A 16,095-nucleotide genomic window follows, 5' to 3' on the forward strand; every position below is an offset into this window, starting at 1 on the left:
GGGGGCATGGGCGGGTCGGCATCGCGGACTAGCGGCGCTCGGCGAAGAACGCGTCGAGCTGGGCCCGGCACTCGGCCTCGCGCACGCCGGCGAACACCTCGGCGCGGTGCGGCAGCCTGCGGTCGCGGAGGATGTCGTAGACGCTGCCCGCGCCTCCTGCCTTCTCGTCCCACGCACCGTAGACCACCCGCGGCACGCGCGCCGCGAGGATCGCACCGGCACACATCGGGCACGGCTCGAGCGTGACGACGAGCGTCGTGCCGGTCAGGTGCCAGTCGCCCGTGTGCCGGGCCGCGGCCCGCAAGGCGAGGACCTCGGCGTGCGCCGTCGGGTCCTGCAGCAGCTCCCGCTCGTTGCGGCCCGCGCCGATCACCTCGCCGGAGGCGTCCAGCACGACCGCGCCCACGGGCACGTCGTCGGACGCCCGGCAGCCCTCGGCCTGGGCGAGCGCGTCGCCCATCCACGCCTCGATCTGCGACGGGACGAGGGGCACGGCGACGCTCCAGGGACGGGACTCGCGGGCCGGTCGACTCCGCTACCGTGGAGCCTATGCGAGTGCACGTAGCGGACCACCCCCTCATCACCCACAAGCTGACCGTGCTCCGCGACAAGAACACGCCGTCGCCGACCTTCCGGGCCCTGACGGAGGAGCTCGTCACGCTGCTCGCCTACGAGGCGACGCGCGACGTGCGGACCTCCCCCGTCGAGATCGAGACGCCGGTCGGCCCGGCCACCGGCCTCGAGATCAGCCAGCCGCGCCCGCTGGTCGTGCCGATCCTGCGCGCTGGCCTCGGCATGCTCGAGGGCATGACGAAGCTCGTCCCGACCGCCGAGGTCGGGTTCCTCGGCATGGTCCGCGACGAGGAGACGCTGCAGCCGACGACCTACGCCGAGCGCCTGCCCGACGACCTCTCGAACCGCCAGTGCTTCGTGCTCGACCCGATGCTCGCGACGGGCGGCTCGCTCATCGCCGCCATCGACTACCTGCTCGACCGCGGCGCGGTCGACGTCACCGCCGTCTGCATCCTCGCCGCCCCCGAGGGCCTCGCGGCCGTCGAGGCCGCGATGGAGGGACGCGACGTGCACGTCGTCCTCGGCGCCGTCGACGAGAAGCTCGACGAGAACGGCTACATCGTGCCCGGGCTGGGCGACGCGGGCGACCGCCTCTACGGCCTCGCCTGAGCGACCCAGCTCCTGCACGACCCGAGCGCCCGATCCGGCCACGCCCTCGCGGCGTGCGCACGGATCGGGCGCTCCGTCGTGTCGCCTTGACACGCGTCCGGCCCCTGGCCGAGAATCGCTCCATGACTTCCCACGTGTTCGCTCCGACCTCCCTCGAGGCCTTCGGGAGCGCCGGCATCATGATGCCGATGCACGCGGTCATGTGTCGAATGTGTGCCTGACCCGGCCACACACCTCGCCGAGTCGCAGCTGCTGACACCGCCAGCTGAGCTCACGTCCCCACCCGGACGTCGAGTCATCGACTCCCGGACGATCCGCGTCGTCACCCGACGCGCGTCTGGACGGTGCACCGCACCGACTGCTCGTGACGCACGGCACCATCGCCGGCGGGATCGAGCACCGACACACATCGAGCACGACGCTCCTGCCCCTGGCCGCCGCCGGGCACGGAGTCGTCCTGCCGCCCTCCCGCAAGGACCCTGCCTGTCATGTCCCTCATCCTCGACCGCCCCGTCACCGCAGCCCGCACCGTCTCGCCGGCTCGCACCTCCTCGACCGCTGCTCCGCTGAGCCGGACCGCAACTGCCGCCGCCGCCGCCACTGCGGCCGCACCCGCGGAGCCGGCTGCTCCCCGACCCCGCGCCCTGCCGGAGGGCACCGAGGCCCGCGGCTTCGCCCTCTACGTCGGCATCGACGAGGTCACCGCCGCCCAGACCGGCACCGAGCTCGGCGACATCGTGGCGCAGATCAAGGCCCTCGTCGCCCAGATCGCCCCGGCCGCCGAGACGCACGCCGCGGTCGCGATCGCCCCCACCGGCGCCGGCGGCCGGGACGTGGACGTCGTCCGCCTCGCCCTGCAGGACCCGTCGGCCGTCGCCGCCCGTCGCCAGGCCGCCGAGGTGGCCGAGGAGCCCGGCGCCCGCGGCGGCGTGGTCGTCGACATCTCGCGCAAGCGCGTGCTGCTCGACGGCGAGGCCGCGAACCTCACCTACAAGGAGTTCGAGCTGCTGCAGTACCTCGTGCTCCGCGAGGGCCGTACGATCGAGCGCTCCGAACTGATCGGGGGGCTCTGGGCCGACGGCGACGACGAGGTGCCGAACGAGCGCACGATCGACGTCCACGTGCGTCGCCTCCGCGCGAAGCTCGGCGCGTTCGAGGACGTCGTCCGCACCGTGCGCGGCGCTGGCTACCGCTTCGACCGGCACGCCGACGTCTCGATCCGCCACGCGTCGACCCCCTCGCCCGACCTCTTCTAGGACCCCAGCACGGTCGTCCGATCGGGGTACGCGGCGGGGGACGACCGTGTGATGGGCGCTCGCGGAGAGTTCCCAGGAAAATAACGTTTCGATAACTAGACGACCGTTACCTGGCCGTTATATCGTGAGCGGGTCGAGGTCGTTTGCTGTGGCGGCCGAGGCAGGATGTGATTGCAGGACAACTCTGGTGCAAGGGAATGAAGGCCGGTCGCTCAGCGACCGGCCTTCTGTCGTTCCCGGAGGCGTGCGCGGCCACCGGCCCCTCGTCGGCCCCGTGTCGGCTGTCTTCCCTAGACTCTCGAGAGGACCGCGAGCACGAGGAGCAGCATGAGCGACACAGCGGTGGCCGTCGGGGCCTGGGAGTCGCTCTTCCGGGCACAGGTCACGGTGATGCGCGAGCTCAACGCGCGCTTCCCCACCGACGAGATCTCGTTCAACGAGTACGACGTGCTGTTCAACTTGTCGAACCAGCCGGGCCGCAGCGCGCGCATCCGTGACCTCACGCGTCATCTCCTGCTCACGCAGCCGAGCATCAGCCGGCTCGTCGACCGTCTCGCCTCGCGCGGGATCGTCGCGAAGCACAGCGACCCGGGCGACGGCCGCGGCATCATCGTGTCGATGACCGACGAGGGGTCGGCGCTCTACCGTCGCACCGCGGTCAGCCACGCCGCCGCGATCGCCGAGCGGGTCGGCGGCAGCCTCGACCACGACGAGCTCGTGGCCCTCACCGACCTCTGCACCCGGCTGCGCGCCGGGTCGTCCGGCGGCGACCCGGAACCCGACGACGAGGGCGCCGTGTCGGCGCCCGGGACGGACGGCACCGCGTGAGCACCGCCTCCTCGACCACCAGCCCGACGATCGTCTGGCTGCGCGACGACCTCCGCATCGCGGACAACCCCGCGCTCGACGCCGCGGTCACCCGCGGCGGCCCCGTCGTCGTGCTCTACCTACTCGACGAGCAGTCGCCGGGCATCAGGGCGCTCGGCGGCGCCGCGCGCTGGTGGCTGCACCACAGCCTCGCCTCGCTCGACCACGACCTCCGCGAGCTCGGCGCCTCGCTGACGCTGCGCCGGGGCGCGGCGGCCACGGAGGTGCCCGCGCTCGTCGCCGAGACCGGCGCCGGCGCCGTGTCCTGGAACCGCCGCTACGGCCTCGCCGCCCGCGAGGTCGACGCGGCCCTCAAGTCAGCGCTGCACGACGACGGCGTCGACGCCCACAGCTTCCAGGGCTCGTTGATGTTCGAGCCGTGGACGGTGCAGACCGGCTCAGGCGAGCCGTTCAAGGTCTTCACCCCGTTCTGGCGCGCGTGCCTCAGCCGGCCCGAGCCGCGGGAGCCGCTCGCCGCGCCCGAGCGGCTCACGGCGCCCGACGCGCTCCCCGCCAGCGACGACCTCGACTCCTGGCAGCTGCTGCCCACGCAGCCCGACTGGGCCGCGGGCCTCCGCGAGACGTGGACGCCGGGCGAGTCCGCCGCCCTCGACGTCCTCGAGGAGTTCGCGACCGGGCACCTCGCCGACTACGAGCAGCGGGACTTCCCCTCGCAGGAGGCGACCAGCCGTCTCTCGCCCCGCCTCCGCTGGGGCGAGGTCAGCCCGTTCCAGGTCTGGCACCGCATGCAGGCCGACCTGCCCGCCGCCTCCCGCGAACAGGCGCAGGGGTTCCTCCGCGAGCTGGTCTGGCGCGAGTTCAACCACACCGTGCTGTTCGCGAACCCGCACCTCGCGACGAAGAACTACCGGCCCGAGTTCGACGCGTTCCCGTGGGAGGACCTCCCCGAGGCCGACCTCGACCGGTGGCGGCGGGGCACGACCGGCGTCCCGCTCGTCGACGCAGGCATGCGCCAGCTCTGGACGACGGGCTGGATGCACAACCGCGTGCGCATGGTGACCGCGAGCTTCCTGGTCAAGAACCTGCTCGTCGACTGGCGCGTGGGCGAGGCGTGGTTCTGGGACACCCTCGTCGACGCCGACGAGGCGAACAACCCCGCCAACTGGCAGTGGACGGCCGGCTCGGGCGCCGACGCGGCACCGTACTTCCGGGTCTTCAACCCCGAGCTGCAGGCCAGCAAGTTCGACGGGCACCGCGGCTACGTGCGCGAGTGGGTGCCCGAGGTCGACGACGACGCCTACCCCGAGCCGATGGTCGACCTGAAGCAGTCCCGACGCGAGGCGCTCGACGCCTACGAGAAGATGCGGCGCACCCCGCCGCCCGCTGTCTGACGCTTCCTGCCTGACGCGCCCCGCCTCCCGACGAGAGACACGATGACCAGCTCGCCCCGCACCTCCGGCGTGGACGCCGTGTTCGACGCCCGCCAGTCCGACGAGAAGGCGCCGAGCTCGGTCTTCGCGACCTTCGACCACGACGGCGTCACGCACCACGGCAGCCGCGGCACGCTCGACGGCTCCCCGGGCGGTGCCGTGCCCGGGCCCCACACGGCGTACCGCATCGCCTCGTGCACGAAGAGCTTCACCGCCGTCGCACTGCTGGCGCTCCGCGACGAGGGGCGGCTCGTGCTCGACGCGCCGGTCACGGACTTCGTGCCCGCCTTCGCCGACGTCGCGCTGCCGACCGCCGACTCCCCCGTGCCGACGGTGCGCATGCTGATGACCATGTCGGGCGGCCTGCCCACCGACGACCCGTGGGGCGACCGACAGGAGTCGATCACCGACGACGAGCTCGACGACCTGCTGCGCGGCGGCCTCCGCTTCGACAGCGTGCCGGGCACGGCCTTCGCCTACTCCAACCTCGGCTGGGCCCTGCTCGGCCGCGTCGTGTCCTCGGTCACGGGTCGCCCGTACCGCGAGGTCGTCGAGCAGACGGTCCTCGAGCCGCTCGGCCTCAGGTCGACGGGCTTCACGAGCGACGTCGACGCCTCGGGCGGCCTCGCCGTGGGCCACCGCCGCGGCGACGACGGCTGGGAGCCCCTCCCCTTCTCCGGCCCCGGTGCCTTCTCTCCGATCGGCGGCCTGTTCGGCACCACTACCGACCTCGCCCGCTGGGCCCGCTGGCTCGCATCGGCGTTCGACGACGAGGGCCGCGGCGACGTCGACGGCGTCCTGAGCCGCGCCTCCCGGCGCGAGATGCAGCAGCTGCAGCGCTTCGTGCCCGGCCTCGGGGCGCATCCCGCCGGCTACGGCTTCGGCCTCGTCGTCGAGCACTACCCCGACCTCGGCACGGTCGTCTCGCACAGCGGCGGCTACCCGGGGTTCTCGGCCCACATGCGCTGGCAGACCGCCACCGGGCTCGGCGTCGTCGGGTTCGAGAACGCGACGTACGCCCAGGTGTCCGTGCCCGTGGGGCTCGCGCTCGACGGCATGATGGCCGACACCGAGGAGGCGCGGGTCGTCGTGGAGCCCTGGCCCGAGACGCTCGCGGCGGCGGCCGCAGTCGAGGCCGTCGTGCGCGGCGGCGAGGTGCCCGCGGGCCTGCTCAGCGAGAACGTCGAGCTGGACGTGCCGCTCGAGCGGCGACGTCGGCTCTGGGCCGAGGCGGTGGGCTCGCTCGGCGGTCTCGTGGACGCGCAGGCGACCTCGACCGGCGCCTCCTCGATCGTGCGCGACGAGCCCGACGTGCCAGCCGCCTCCTCGGCCGTGCCCTCGCACCGGGTCTGGCAGCTGCCTGCCCGGCGGGGATCGCTGCGGATCGAGATCCGGCTGACGCCGGAGAGCACGCCCCGCGTCCAGACGATCGGCGTGCGGGCCGTCCCGGCGCGCTGACGGAGCGCTGCATGCACCCGCCGGTGCCGCGACCGCGTGCCTCGGGCCCTAGCCTGGTGAGGTGACCGTCCAGTTCCGCATCTCCTCCGTCGCCCTGATCGACCCCCTTCGCCTCTACGACCTGCTGCGGCTGCGCGTCGACGTCTTCGTCGTCGAGCAGGAGTGCGCCTACCCCGAGCTCGACGGCCGCGACGTCGAGCCCGACGCGGTGATGCTCTGGGCCGAGGAGGACGAGCAGGTGCTCGCCACCGTGCGGCTGCTCGTGGACCACGCCGACGACACCGGCGCCGCTGCCGCTGCCGACGCCCTGCGGATCGGGCGGGTCGCCACTACGCCCGCCGCACGGGGACGCGGCCTCGCCGCCGACCTGATGCGCCTCGCGCTCGACCGCGCCGAGGGGCGGCTCGTGCGGCTCGACGCGCAGGCGCACCTCGAGGGCTGGTACGCGCGCTTCGGGTTCGTCGTCGACGGCCCCGGGTTCCGCGAGGACGGCATCCCGCACGTGCCGATGTCGCGGGCGGCGACGCCGCCCGAGGCCGTGTCGTCCGCGACGCACGACTAGACCACTGGGCCGCGGCGGCCGCCCTGGCCGATCGGCGACCGGACCGTCGCGTCCGGTCGCGCCCGGCCCTACACTCGGGCCATGGAACGCCGTGCGACCCCGCCCCGTGAGCGCATCCTCGCCGCCGCGAGGGGCGAGTTCGCCGCCACCGGCCTGGCCGGTGCCCGGATCGACGCGATCGCGCGCGAGGCCGAGGCGAGCAAGGAACGGCTCTACGCCCACTTCTCGACGAAGCGCGACCTCTTCGACGCCGTCCTCGGCGAGAGCATCGACCGGTGGGTGCAGGCCATCCCGTTCGACGCCCACGACCTTCCCGGCTGGGCCCGGCGCCTCTACGACCACCTGGCCCTGCACCCCGACGACGCGCGCATGCTGCTCTGGGGCCAGATCGAGGGCGCCTCGCTGCCGAGCCCCGGGGTGGTCGACCACGCCCAGCTCGAGGCGCGTCGCGCCGCGGTGCAGGAGGCGCAGGAGACCGGCCACATCGCGCCCGGCTGGAACGCCGACGAGCTGTTGACCATGGTGTTCGGGGTCGTCCTCGGCTGGTTCGTCACGCCGTCCGCGACGAACCTGCACGGCGGCCCGCACGAGCGGCGCTGCGACGTCGTGGAGGAGGCCGTGAGGCGCCTGGTCGGCTGACCCGCGCCTCCTCGGGTCGTCGTGTCGTCGCCTCCTCGCCTGCGCACGTCCTCGCCTCACGGGCCGGGAGTAGCGTCGCGCTCGTGACCACGACAGAGCTGCTGCCCGACCTCTCCCCCGAACTCCGCACCGTGCTCGACACGGTGCCCGACACCGGCACCGTCCAGGGCGGCGACGTCGTCTGGGACGACGACGGGACGCCCCTCGAGGGCTGGCTCGCGACCCCGGACACCGCCGCCTCGGCCGAACCCGACGAGCTGCGTCCCGCGGTGCTCGTGCTGCACGACTGGTTCGGCGTCGTCGACCACGTCAAGGTGCGAGCGGTGATGCTCGCCCGCCTCGGCTACGTCGCCCTCGCCGGGGACGTCTACGGCCAGGGGGTCCGCCCGGGGCCCGAGGAGGCGGGCGCCCAGGCCGGTGCCTGGTACGGCGACGTCCCCGCGTTCCGCGCACGCCTCGCCGCCAACCTGGAGCGGCTGCGGGCCGAGCCCGGCGTCGACCCCGCGCGCATCGCCGTGATGGGCTACTGCTTCGGCGGCTCGGGCGCCCTCGAGCTCGCCCGCTCGGGCGCCGACGTGGCAGCGGTCGCGTCGTTCCACGGCGGTCTCGGCACGCAGCTGCCCGCCGAGGAGGGCGCCGTGACGGCGCCGCTGCTCGTGATGACGGGCACGGCCGACCCGGTCGTCCCCGACGACGCCGTCGTCGCCTTCGAGGACGAGCTCCGCGCCGCCGGCGCCACGGACTGGCAGGTCGTCAGCTACAGCGACGCGATGCACGCCTTCGCGGTGCCCGGCACCGACTCCCCCGAGCACGGCGCCCAGTACCAGGCCGTCGCCGACCGGCGCTCGTGGGCCCAGATGCGCGCCTTCTTCGACGAGGTGCTCTAGGCGCGACCTGCCGAGCCTCCCGCGGCAGCCGCGGAGGACACGACCTGCCGGGAAAGGGACGTCTCAGCCGTGGGCCCCACGTCGAGACGTCCCGTTCGCGCTCTGACGCCCGCCGGGGGCCGGGGGCGCGGGCCGGAGGCGCGGGCCGGAGGCGCGGGCCGCGGGCCGGGGGCCGGCGGCCGGGGCGAGAGGGCCAGGACCAGGACCAGGACCAGGGCCGACCGTCAGGCGGCGGAGCCGGCTCGGGCCGAGCCGCCCGCGGCGATCGCACGGAGCTGGACGGCCGTCGCGACGGCGGCGTGGGCGGCCTCGGCGCCCTTGTCCTCCTTCGAGCCGGGCAGACCGGCCCGGTCGAGCCCCTGCTGCTCGTCGTCGAGGGTGAGCACGCCGAACCCGACGGGCTTGCCTGTGTCGAGCGAGACGCGCAGCAGGCCCGACGTGGCCGCGTCCGAGACGTACTCGAAGTGCGGCGTGCCGCCCCGGATGATCACGCCGAGCGCCACGACCGCGTCGGCGCCCGCCTCGAGGGCGGCCTTCGCGACCACGGGCAGCTCGAAGCTACCGGGCACGCGCAGCACCTCGGCGGTCGCGCCGAGGCGCTCGACGGTGGCCAGCGCCCCGGCGAGCAGGCCGTCGGTGATGGTCTCGTGCCAGGTCCCGGCGACGATCGCGACGCGCACGCCGGTCCCGTCGACGTCGATCTCGGTGGGGGCGCCCTCGACGCTCATGTGTGTCTCCTCGGGTGGTGTGGTGCGGGTGGGGTAGGTGGACGACGGACCGGCAGTGACGGGTCGGCAGCGACTGTGACCGTGACTGCCGTCAGGCCGTCGGGCCGTCGGGCTCAGCCCTGGCGGTCGCGCTCGTCGAGCCAGACCACGAGCTGGGCGATCGACACGACGGGCACGCCGTCGCGGGCGCCGAGGGCGACGAGCCCGGGCCAGCGCATCATCTCGCCGTCGTCGGCGACGATCTCGCTGATGGCGGCGACGGGACGGAGGCCGGCCGCACGCATCAGGTCGACCGCCGCCTCCGTGTGCCCGTTCCGCTCGCGGACGCCGCCGGGGCGGGCGCGCAGGGGCAGCACGTGCCCCGGGCGACGCAGGTCGTCGCGGACGGACGCGGGGTCGGCGAGGACCCGCAGCGTCGTCGCCCGGTCGGAGGCACTGATGCCCGTCGTCACGCCCGCCGACGCATCGACGCTGACCGTGTAGGCGGTGCCCCGCGCGTCTTCGTTGTGGGCGACCATCGGCGGCAGGTCGAGCGCGTCGGCGATCTCCGCCGCCATCGGCGCGCAGACGAAGCCGGACGAGACCCGGACGGTCCAGGCGAGCCACTCGGGCGTGGCCAGCTCGGCCGAGAGCACCACGTCGCCCTCGTCCTCGCGCGACGCGTCGTCGGCCACGATGACGGGACGCCCCTGGCGCAGGTGGTCGAGCGCGGCCTCGATCGAGGAGGCACCCGTCGCCTCGGCCGTGTCGGCCGCGGCACCCGGGTCGGTGACGGGAGGCACGCCGGCCGCGTCGCCGGCTCCTGCCGCGTCGCCTGCTCCTGCCGCGCCGGCCACGCCTGCCGCGCCGGTCACGACGTCGCCCCCGCCCTGAGGGCGAGCATGCGGCGCACGTGCCGCGCGACCACGTCGGTCTCGACGTTGACCCGGCTGCCGGCGACCGCGCCGCCGAGGGTCGTTGCGGCGAGCGTCTCGGGGATGAGGCTGACCTCGAACCAGCCGGGCTGCTCGTGCGGCTCGCTGATCGCGCTCACCGTGAGGCTGACCCCGTCGAGGGTGACCGAGCCCTTGTCGACCAGCAGCGGCGACAACTCGTCGTCGAGCGTCAGCCGGACACGGCGCCAGGCCTCGCCCGGCTCGATCTCGAAGACGGACGCCGTGCCGTCGACGTGGCCCTGGACGATGTGCCCGCCGAGGCGGTCTCCGACCCGCGCGGCGCGCTCGAGGTTGACCGGCGACCCGGCGCCGAGCCCGGCGAGGGTGCTGACCCTCAGCGTCTGCTTCATCACGTCGGCGGTGAACGCGCCCTCGCTGCGGTCGACGACGGTGAGGCACACGCCGCTGACCGAGATCGAGTCGCCGTGCCCCGCGTCGTCGACGACGAGCGGTCCGCGGACGGTGAGCCGGACGCTGTCGCCGACGTCGTCGATCCGGACGACCTCGCCGACCTCCTCCACGAGCCCGGTGAACATCAGCGGCCCGCCGTCATGGTCGAGGCAGCGGCCACGGAGGCCGTCACGGAGGCGGCAGCCCGTGGCGTGGAGTCAGGGGCGCACGAGGAGGTGCGGTGCAGCGAGGTCATGTCGGTCTCCGTCCGGAAGGGGCGGCTCCGGGGGACGACGCAGGATCGCTCAGCTGGGCGCGCTCTCACGAGACGACGCCCGGCCCGCGCTTCCTCTCATCCGGACTGTGACCGTCGGCACCGGAGTTCCACCGGTTCAACCGGACGACTCCCCGAAGGGCGTCGTGCCGGGTCGCGGGCTGTGACCGCCGGTTCAGATTTGCACTGACCCCGGAGCGCGTTGCTCACGGCGACCCTAGCACCGCGTCCGACGAGGACGCCGGACGCTCGTCCACGGACGCGTGCCTCATGCGCCACACCCCCGAACGTGCAATGCACCCCTTGATTCAGGGGTGCGGTGCACGTTCGGGGGTGCAGGCGCCCGCGTCCGCTCAGTCGACGACGACGCCGAGGTGCGCGGCGAACACGCCCGCCATCGACGCGAGCTGGAGGTGGTCGATCGTCGCGCCGCGGAGGCCGTCGAGCCCGTCGACGCGGTCGAGGTCGGTGGTGCGCAGGTCGGTGTGGGCGAGGGAGGCGCCGGTCAGGTCGAGCGTGCCGACACGGCAGTCGACGAACGCCACGCGCAGGGCCTCGGCCCCCTGCAGGTCGAGCTCGCCGACGACGCAGCCCTCGAGCACGACGTCGGTCAGCCGGGCGCCCCGGAGGTTGAGGTAGTCGATCTTGCCGCCGACGATCCGCACCGACTGCCACGAGGCGTCGAACAGCTCGGCCGAGCCCCAGCGCGGCCGCTCGACGCGGACGTCGCGCCAGGTCGCCCGGGCCGACGAGAGCTCGGGGGCGAAGGAGTCGGAGACGACCGACTCGACGATGCGGGTGCCGCGCAGCCGGGCGCCGTCGAGCCGAGGTGACTCGAACACGCACTCGGAGAACGACGAGCCCTCGAGATCGCGGCCGGCCAGGTCGGCGTCGACGAAGCGCTCGAGCTCGCGGTGGTCGCGCGACCCCAGCAGGTCGGCGCCCATGTCGACGAGGCCCTGCGGGTCGAGCGGGTCGAGCCGCGGGGCGTCGGTGCCGCCGCTCACGCTGGCGACGGAACGGGACGAGGGGCGGCGCGGCGGGGTCATGCGACCACGGTAGCGGCGGGGTCCGACAGCGCCCGCGCCTCCTCGGCGGCCCCGGTCTCGAGCCGGCCCCGCGCCTCCGTCAGCACTCGACGACGTTGACCGCGAGGCCCGCCCGGCTCGTCTCCTTGTAGCTGTCGGCCATGTCGCGCCCGGTCTGGCGCATCGTCTCGATCACGGTGTCGAGGCTGACGACGTGGCTGCCGTCGCCCAGCAGGGCCATGCGCGCGGCGGCCACGGCGGTGCCGGCGGCGATGGCGTTCCGCTCGATGCAGGGCACCTGGACGAAGCCGCCGACCGGGTCGCAGGTGAGGCCGAGGTGGTGCTCCATCGCGATCTCGGCGGCGTTCTCGACCTGGCGCGGCGTGCCGCCCAGCAGGCCGGTGAGCGCCCCCGCGGCCATCGACGAGGCCGAGCCGACCTCGCCCTGGCAGCCGGCCTCGGCGCCCGAGATCGAGGCGTTGCGCTTGTAGAGGGAGCCGATCGCGGCGGCGGTCAGCAGGTAGTCGCGAGCCAAGGAGGCGCGGCTCGCCCCGTGGAACCGCATCGCGTAGTAGCCCACGGCCGGCACGATGCCCGCGGCGCCGTTCGTCGGCGCGGTGACGACGCGTCCGCCGCCCGCGTTCTCCTCGTTGACGGCCATCGCGTAGGCCTGCAGCCACTGGGCGGGCAGGTCGGAGGTGAGCAGCGACGAGGCCTGGCCCTGCTCGATCGCGGTGCCGGAGAGGGCGTACCGCTCGGCCCGCTCCTCCTGCAGGCGCAGCCGCTCGGCGACCTGTCGGGCGCGGCGAGGCACCTTCATCCAGCCGGGCAGGACGCCGGAGGCGGCGAGGCCGGTGTCGATGCACGCCTCCATCGCGGCCCAGCGGGCGTCGAGGCCGGCCTGCGCCGTCTCTCCACCGTGCAGGGCGACCTCGTTGCGCCAGGCCAGCTCGGCGATGCCGATGCCCTCGGCGTCGCAGAGCCGGAGCAGATCGTCGGCGTCGCGGAAGGCGAGCGGCGCCTCGCGGGCGGGCACGGCGTGCTCGTCGTCGCCGTCGCGCACGACGAAGCCGCCGCCGATCGAGAAGAACGTGTCGCGCGCGATGCTCTGCCCGTCGGCGTCGAGAGCCTCGAGGCCCATCGCGTTCGGGTGCCGCGGGATGCGCGTCAGCGGCGCCATCCGCAGGTCTCCCCGGGCGAAGGCGATCTGGTGCGTGCCCAGCAGGCGGATGCCGCCGCCCGCCTCCACCGCCTCCTGCATGCGCGAGATCGTCGCCGGGTCGCCCGTCTCGGGCGCGAGGCCCGCGAGGCCCGCGAGCACTGCCGACGGGGTGCCGTGCCCGAGGCCGGTGGCGGCGAGGGAGCCGTAGAGCACGACCTCGACCCGGGCGACGTCGCCCAGGCGGCCGGCGTCGCGGACCGTCTCGAGGAACAGGCGGGCGGCGCGCATCGGACCCACGGTGTGCGAGCTCGACGGGCCGATGCCGATCGAGAAGAGGTCGAGGCCGGAGACGTAGTCGGTCATCGTGCTGCTCCTGGTGCTGTCGGGGAATCGGGTGTCGGCGCAGAGGCGCCCGCGGCGGAGGCGGCCGGCGAGCGGTCGCCGGTGCTGCGGGCGTGCTCGGCCATCGCGTCGGACATGTCGGCGAGGAACCGCTGGACGGTGCGCAGCTCGGCGGCGTCGAACTGGTCCATCACCGTCGCGCTGAGCCGGCCGAGCGGTCCGAAGAACTGGCCGGCGACCGCGCGGGCGGCCTCCGAGTAGTGCACGAGCACGCGGCGCCGGTCGGCGTCGTCGCGGCTGCGGTGCACGTGGCCGGCGCGCTCGAGACGGTCGATGACCCCGGTCGCGGCGCCCGAGGTGACCCCGAGCAGGTCGCCGAGCCGGCCCGACGTCACAGGGTCGCCGCGCTGCTCGGCCTGCATCACGTGCAGCAGCGCCTCGAGGTCGATGTGGCCGAGCCCCTGCTGGCCGGCGAACGCCTGGGCGACGCGCTGCGACTCGGTCGTCAGGCGCTGCATCGAGGCGATGACGTCGCGGCGGACGGGGTCGTCGTGCGCGCCCGTGTGCGCACCGCCGTGCTCGCCGTCGGCTGCGGTGCCGCCGCCTCGCGGGCCGGGCGTCGTCGTCGTGTCGGTCATCGCGCCTCCTCGTCTGATTCTCCCGGACGCACGGCGCCCGGTGTACCATAGTCTTACTTGCTAAGACTCTTTGTCAGCGAATCAACTCATCCTGCTCGATCATTCTCGGAGGACCCCGTGCGCGTACTCGCCCGACTCGTCAGCGGACACCGCACCGCCTGGGCGGTGCTCGGCGGCGCGCTCGTCGTCGTCGCGCTGCTGCTCTCCCTACTGCCCTCGGGCGACGACGAGGCGTTCCCGCCGTCGGGCCTGCCCGACTCGAGCGAGGCCGCGCAGGTCACCGCGCTGCTCGACGAGTTCCCGTCGGCCGACGCCACCGTGGGGATCCTGGTCTGGAGCAGAGGAGGCGCGGAGCTGTCGAGCGCCGACCTCGCGGCCGTCGACACGGCCGCGTCCGCTCTCGCGGAGCAGTCGACCACGCCGCAGGCCGTCCGCCCACAGGTGAGCGACGACCGCGCCGCCGCCCTCGTCGCGGTGCCGCTCTCGGCCGCCGACGTCGAGGCCGACGTGAGCGGCACGGCGACGAGCCTCCGCGACGCCGCCTCCGTCGGGCTGCCCGACGGGCTCCGTGCGTACCTGACCGGGCCGGTGGGGTTCCAGGACGACGTCTCGAACGCCTTCGCGGGGGCCGACTTCCGCCTCCTGCTCGTCACCGTGCTCGTGGTGGCCGTGCTGCTGATCGTGACCTACCGCAGCCCCGTCCTCTGGATCGTGCCCCTGGTCGTCGTCGGCGTCGCCGACTTCCTCGCCGGCCGGGTGGTCGCCGCCCTCGCCGAGCCCCTCGGCGTCACCGTCGACGCGTCGATCTCGGGCATCCTCTCGGTGCTCGTCTTCGGCGCCGGCACGAACTACGCCCTGCTGCTGGTGGCCCGCTACCGGGAGGAGCTGCTCGTCCGGCCCGACCGGCACGAGGCGATGCGGACGGCCGTGCGGAGCGCCGGCCCGGCGATCGCCGCGAGCGGCGGCACCGTCGCTCTCAGCCTCGCGACACTGATGCTCGCCGAGCTCTCGGGCAACCGCGCACTCGGGGCCGCCTGCGCGATCGGCGTGGTCGTGGCGATCGCGTTCGCCCTCGTGGTGCTGCCGGCGGCGCTCGTGGTCTGCGGACGCGGGCTGTTCTGGCCGTTCGTGCCCCGCGCCTCCTCCGCCTCGCCCTCGGCTGACGGGTCGGCGGCGGCCTCGACGCACGGGGCGAACGCCGGCCACGCCCGCCCCCGCCAGGGCTTCTGGGAGCGCCTCGGCCGCGGAGTCCAGCGCCGGCCCGGCCGCGTCGCCGTCGCCGCGGTCGCCGGCCTCGGCGTGCTCTGCCTCGGCCTCGGCGGCTACGCCGTCGGCCTCTCGCAGACCGACCAGCTGCTCGGCGACCCCGACTCCGTCACGGCCCAGCGGATCGTCGACGACTCGTTCTCGGCGGGGCTCACGAGCCAGACGATCGTGCTCGCCCCGACCGCGGCGACCGACGACGTCGTGCGCGTCGTCGAGGGCGTCGACGGCGTCGCCAGCGCCGCGCCCGGCGAGCAGGCCGACGGGCTGACCCGCGTCGACGTCCGGCTCGACGCCGAGCCCGAGAGCGACGAGGCGTCCGCGACCGTGCAGGACCTGCGCGACGCCCTGCACGACGACGGAGGCCCGGTGGCCGACGCCCTCGTCGGCGGCACCGACGCGACCGCGTACGACGAGCGCACCGCCGCCTCCCACGACCTCGGGCTGATCGCCCCGGTCATCCTCGCGATCGTCTTCGCGATCCTCGCCGTGCTGCTGCGCTCGCTCGTCGCGCCGGTGCTGCTCATCGCGTCGGTGCTCGCCACCTTCGCGGCGAGCCTCGGAGCCGCGACGTGGCTGTTCACGCACCTCCTCGGGTTCCCGGCCCTCGACACGAGCGTCACGCTCTACGCGTTCCTCTTCCTCGTCGCGCTCGGGGTCGACTACAACATCTTCCTCACGACGCGGGCGAAGGAGGAGCGGCTGCGGCACGGCACGCGCGAGGGGATGGTGCGCGCCCTGTCGTCGACGGGAGGGGTCATCACCAGCGCCGGAGTGCTGCTCGCCGCCGTGTTCGCGGTGCTCGGGGTGCTGCCGGTCGTCGCGCTGACGCAGGTCGGCGTGATCGTCTGCATCGGGGTGCTCCTCGACACGCTCGTCGTCCGGACCGTGCTCGTCCCGGCGCTGGTGTTCCTCACGGGCGAGGCGTTCTGGTGGCCGAGCCGGCGAGGTCCGTCGAGAGCCCGCGGATCGACCTCCGAGCCCCTCGAGACGTCGATCTGAGGCCTCTCGCCCCTCCCGGCCGGGACGAGCCGGCGGGAAGTGCTCCCCCGGCGGCCGGCGAGAGCACGTCGTGACGGCTCGGCGCCCAGGG

Annotated in this window: 15 protein-coding genes, 1 pseudogene and 1 riboswitch; of the genes and pseudogenes, 9 read left to right on the forward strand and 7 right to left on the reverse strand. The window is 74.4% G+C overall.

The genetic code is table 11. The features are described 5' to 3' along the window. Positions 1–28: 28 nt before the first annotated feature. Positions 29–493 carry a nucleoside deaminase gene (locus EDF20_RS05345; RefSeq protein ID WP_279586169.1) on the reverse strand — a complete coding sequence of 155 codons (465 nt, stop codon included), beginning with the start codon at positions 491–493 and terminating at the stop codon, positions 29–31. Between the two features lie 56 nt (positions 494–549). On the opposite strand from EDF20_RS05345, the gene upp reads away from it, so the two are divergent. The 8 genes from upp (at position 550) to EDF20_RS05385 (ending at position 8,242) form a co-directional block, all read left to right on the forward strand. Further along, positions 550–1,182: a uracil phosphoribosyltransferase gene (gene upp / locus EDF20_RS05350; RefSeq protein ID WP_123546735.1), complete on the forward strand. Its 633-nt coding sequence runs from the start codon at positions 550–552 to the stop codon at positions 1,180–1,182. 488 nt (positions 1,183–1,670) lie between these two features. After that, the gene (locus EDF20_RS05355) at positions 1,671–2,438 is read left to right on the forward strand and encodes a winged helix-turn-helix domain-containing protein (RefSeq protein WP_133737899.1); all 768 of its coding nucleotides are present in this window, start codon (positions 1,671–1,673) and stop codon (positions 2,436–2,438) included. Between the two features lie 327 nt (positions 2,439–2,765). After that, positions 2,766–3,266, forward strand: a complete 501-nt coding sequence (locus tag EDF20_RS05360) for a MarR family winged helix-turn-helix transcriptional regulator (protein ID WP_133737900.1) — start codon at positions 2,766–2,768, stop codon at positions 3,264–3,266. After that, positions 3,263–4,657, forward strand: coding sequence for a deoxyribodipyrimidine photo-lyase (locus EDF20_RS05365; protein WP_133737901.1), 1,395 nt, complete (start codon positions 3,263–3,265; stop codon positions 4,655–4,657). The genes EDF20_RS05360 and EDF20_RS05365 overlap by 4 nt, the downstream gene beginning before the upstream one ends. A 42-nt stretch (positions 4,658–4,699) precedes the next feature. Continuing rightward, the gene (locus EDF20_RS05370) at positions 4,700–6,154 is read left to right on the forward strand and encodes a serine hydrolase domain-containing protein (RefSeq protein ID WP_123546739.1); all 1,455 of its coding nucleotides are present in this window, start codon (positions 4,700–4,702) and stop codon (positions 6,152–6,154) included. Positions 6,155–6,215: 61 nt separating this feature from the next. Continuing rightward, positions 6,216–6,716, forward strand: a complete 501-nt coding sequence (locus tag EDF20_RS05375; protein WP_133737902.1) for a GNAT family N-acetyltransferase — start codon at positions 6,216–6,218, stop codon at positions 6,714–6,716. An 81-nt stretch (positions 6,717–6,797) separates the two neighbouring features. Beyond that, the gene (locus EDF20_RS05380; RefSeq protein WP_123546741.1) at positions 6,798–7,355 is read left to right on the forward strand and encodes a TetR family transcriptional regulator; all 558 of its coding nucleotides are present in this window, start codon (positions 6,798–6,800) and stop codon (positions 7,353–7,355) included. 83 nt (positions 7,356–7,438) lie between these two features. Next, the gene (locus EDF20_RS05385; RefSeq protein WP_123546742.1) at positions 7,439–8,242 is read left to right on the forward strand and encodes a dienelactone hydrolase family protein; all 804 of its coding nucleotides are present in this window, start codon (positions 7,439–7,441) and stop codon (positions 8,240–8,242) included. Positions 8,243–8,466: 224 nt separating this feature from the next. Here EDF20_RS05385 and ribH read toward each other — a convergent pair whose 3' ends face one another. The 6 genes and pseudogenes from ribH to EDF20_RS05415 form a co-directional block, all read right to left on the reverse strand. Further along, entirely contained in the window at positions 8,467–8,970 is a 504-nt protein-coding gene (ribH, locus tag EDF20_RS05390) for a 6,7-dimethyl-8-ribityllumazine synthase (protein WP_133737903.1), read from the reverse strand. A gap of 131 nt (positions 8,971–9,101) precedes the next feature. Next, positions 9,102–9,689, reverse strand: a pseudogene (gene ribB / locus EDF20_RS05395) (3,4-dihydroxy-2-butanone-4-phosphate synthase); the annotation flags it as partial. Positions 9,690–9,820: 131 nt separating this feature from the next. Beyond that, complete coding sequence (locus EDF20_RS05400) at positions 9,821–10,441, reverse strand: riboflavin synthase (protein WP_133737904.1); 621 nt, start codon at positions 10,439–10,441, stop codon at positions 9,821–9,823. Positions 10,442–10,635: 194 nt separating this feature from the next. Further along, positions 10,636–10,772: riboswitch (FMN riboswitch) on the reverse strand. A 150-nt stretch (positions 10,773–10,922) separates the two neighbouring features. Continuing rightward, on the reverse strand, positions 10,923–11,618 hold the full coding sequence (locus EDF20_RS05405; RefSeq protein WP_123546745.1) for a pentapeptide repeat-containing protein: 696 nt from the start codon (positions 11,616–11,618) through the stop codon (positions 10,923–10,925). A 79-nt stretch (positions 11,619–11,697) separates the two neighbouring features. Then, a complete protein-coding gene (locus tag EDF20_RS05410; protein ID WP_133737905.1) occupies positions 11,698–13,122 on the reverse strand; it encodes an L-serine ammonia-lyase in 1,425 nt (474 codons plus the stop codon). Beyond that, a complete protein-coding gene (locus EDF20_RS05415; protein ID WP_133737906.1) occupies positions 13,119–13,739 on the reverse strand; it encodes a MarR family winged helix-turn-helix transcriptional regulator in 621 nt (206 codons plus the stop codon). The genes EDF20_RS05410 and EDF20_RS05415 overlap by 4 nt, the downstream gene beginning before the upstream one ends. A 117-nt stretch (positions 13,740–13,856) precedes the next feature. Here EDF20_RS05415 and EDF20_RS05420 point away from each other — a divergent pair, with 117 nt between their 5' ends. Beyond that, complete coding sequence (locus EDF20_RS05420; protein ID WP_133737907.1) at positions 13,857–16,004, forward strand: MMPL family transporter; 2,148 nt, start codon at positions 13,857–13,859, stop codon at positions 16,002–16,004. Positions 16,005–16,095 lie beyond the last annotated feature (91 nt).

Origin of the sequence: Frigoribacterium sp. PhB116 (assembly GCF_004364285.1) — a bacterium.
In the GTDB taxonomy this organism is placed as follows: domain Bacteria; phylum Actinomycetota; class Actinomycetes; order Actinomycetales; family Microbacteriaceae; genus Frigoribacterium.

Bases quoted from the DNA above. Each gene is read 5' to 3' on its own strand.
- upp (WP_123546735.1), top strand. From the start codon at position 550: ATGCGAGTGCACGTAGCGGACCACCCCCTCATCACCCACAAGCTGACC.
- EDF20_RS05355 (WP_133737899.1), top strand. From the start codon at position 1,671: ATGTCCCTCATCCTCGACCGCCCCGTCACCGCAGCCCGCACCGTCTCG.
- EDF20_RS05360 (WP_133737900.1), top strand. From the start codon at position 2,766: ATGAGCGACACAGCGGTGGCCGTCGGGGCCTGGGAGTCGCTCTTCCGG.
- EDF20_RS05370 (WP_123546739.1), top strand. From the start codon at position 4,700: ATGACCAGCTCGCCCCGCACCTCCGGCGTGGACGCCGTGTTCGACGCC.
- EDF20_RS05380 (WP_123546741.1), top strand. From the start codon at position 6,798: ATGGAACGCCGTGCGACCCCGCCCCGTGAGCGCATCCTCGCCGCCGCG.
- ribH (WP_133737903.1), bottom strand. From the start codon at position 8,970: ATGAGCGTCGAGGGCGCCCCCACCGAGATCGACGTCGACGGGACCGGC.
- EDF20_RS05400 (WP_133737904.1), bottom strand. From the start codon at position 10,441: ATGTTCACCGGGCTCGTGGAGGAGGTCGGCGAGGTCGTCCGGATCGAC.
- EDF20_RS05405 (WP_123546745.1), bottom strand. From the start codon at position 11,618: ATGACCCCGCCGCGCCGCCCCTCGTCCCGTTCCGTCGCCAGCGTGAGC.
- EDF20_RS05410 (WP_133737905.1), bottom strand. From the start codon at position 13,122: ATGACCGACTACGTCTCCGGCCTCGACCTCTTCTCGATCGGCATCGGC.
- EDF20_RS05415 (WP_133737906.1), bottom strand. From the start codon at position 13,739: ATGACCGACACGACGACGACGCCCGGCCCGCGAGGCGGCGGCACCGCA.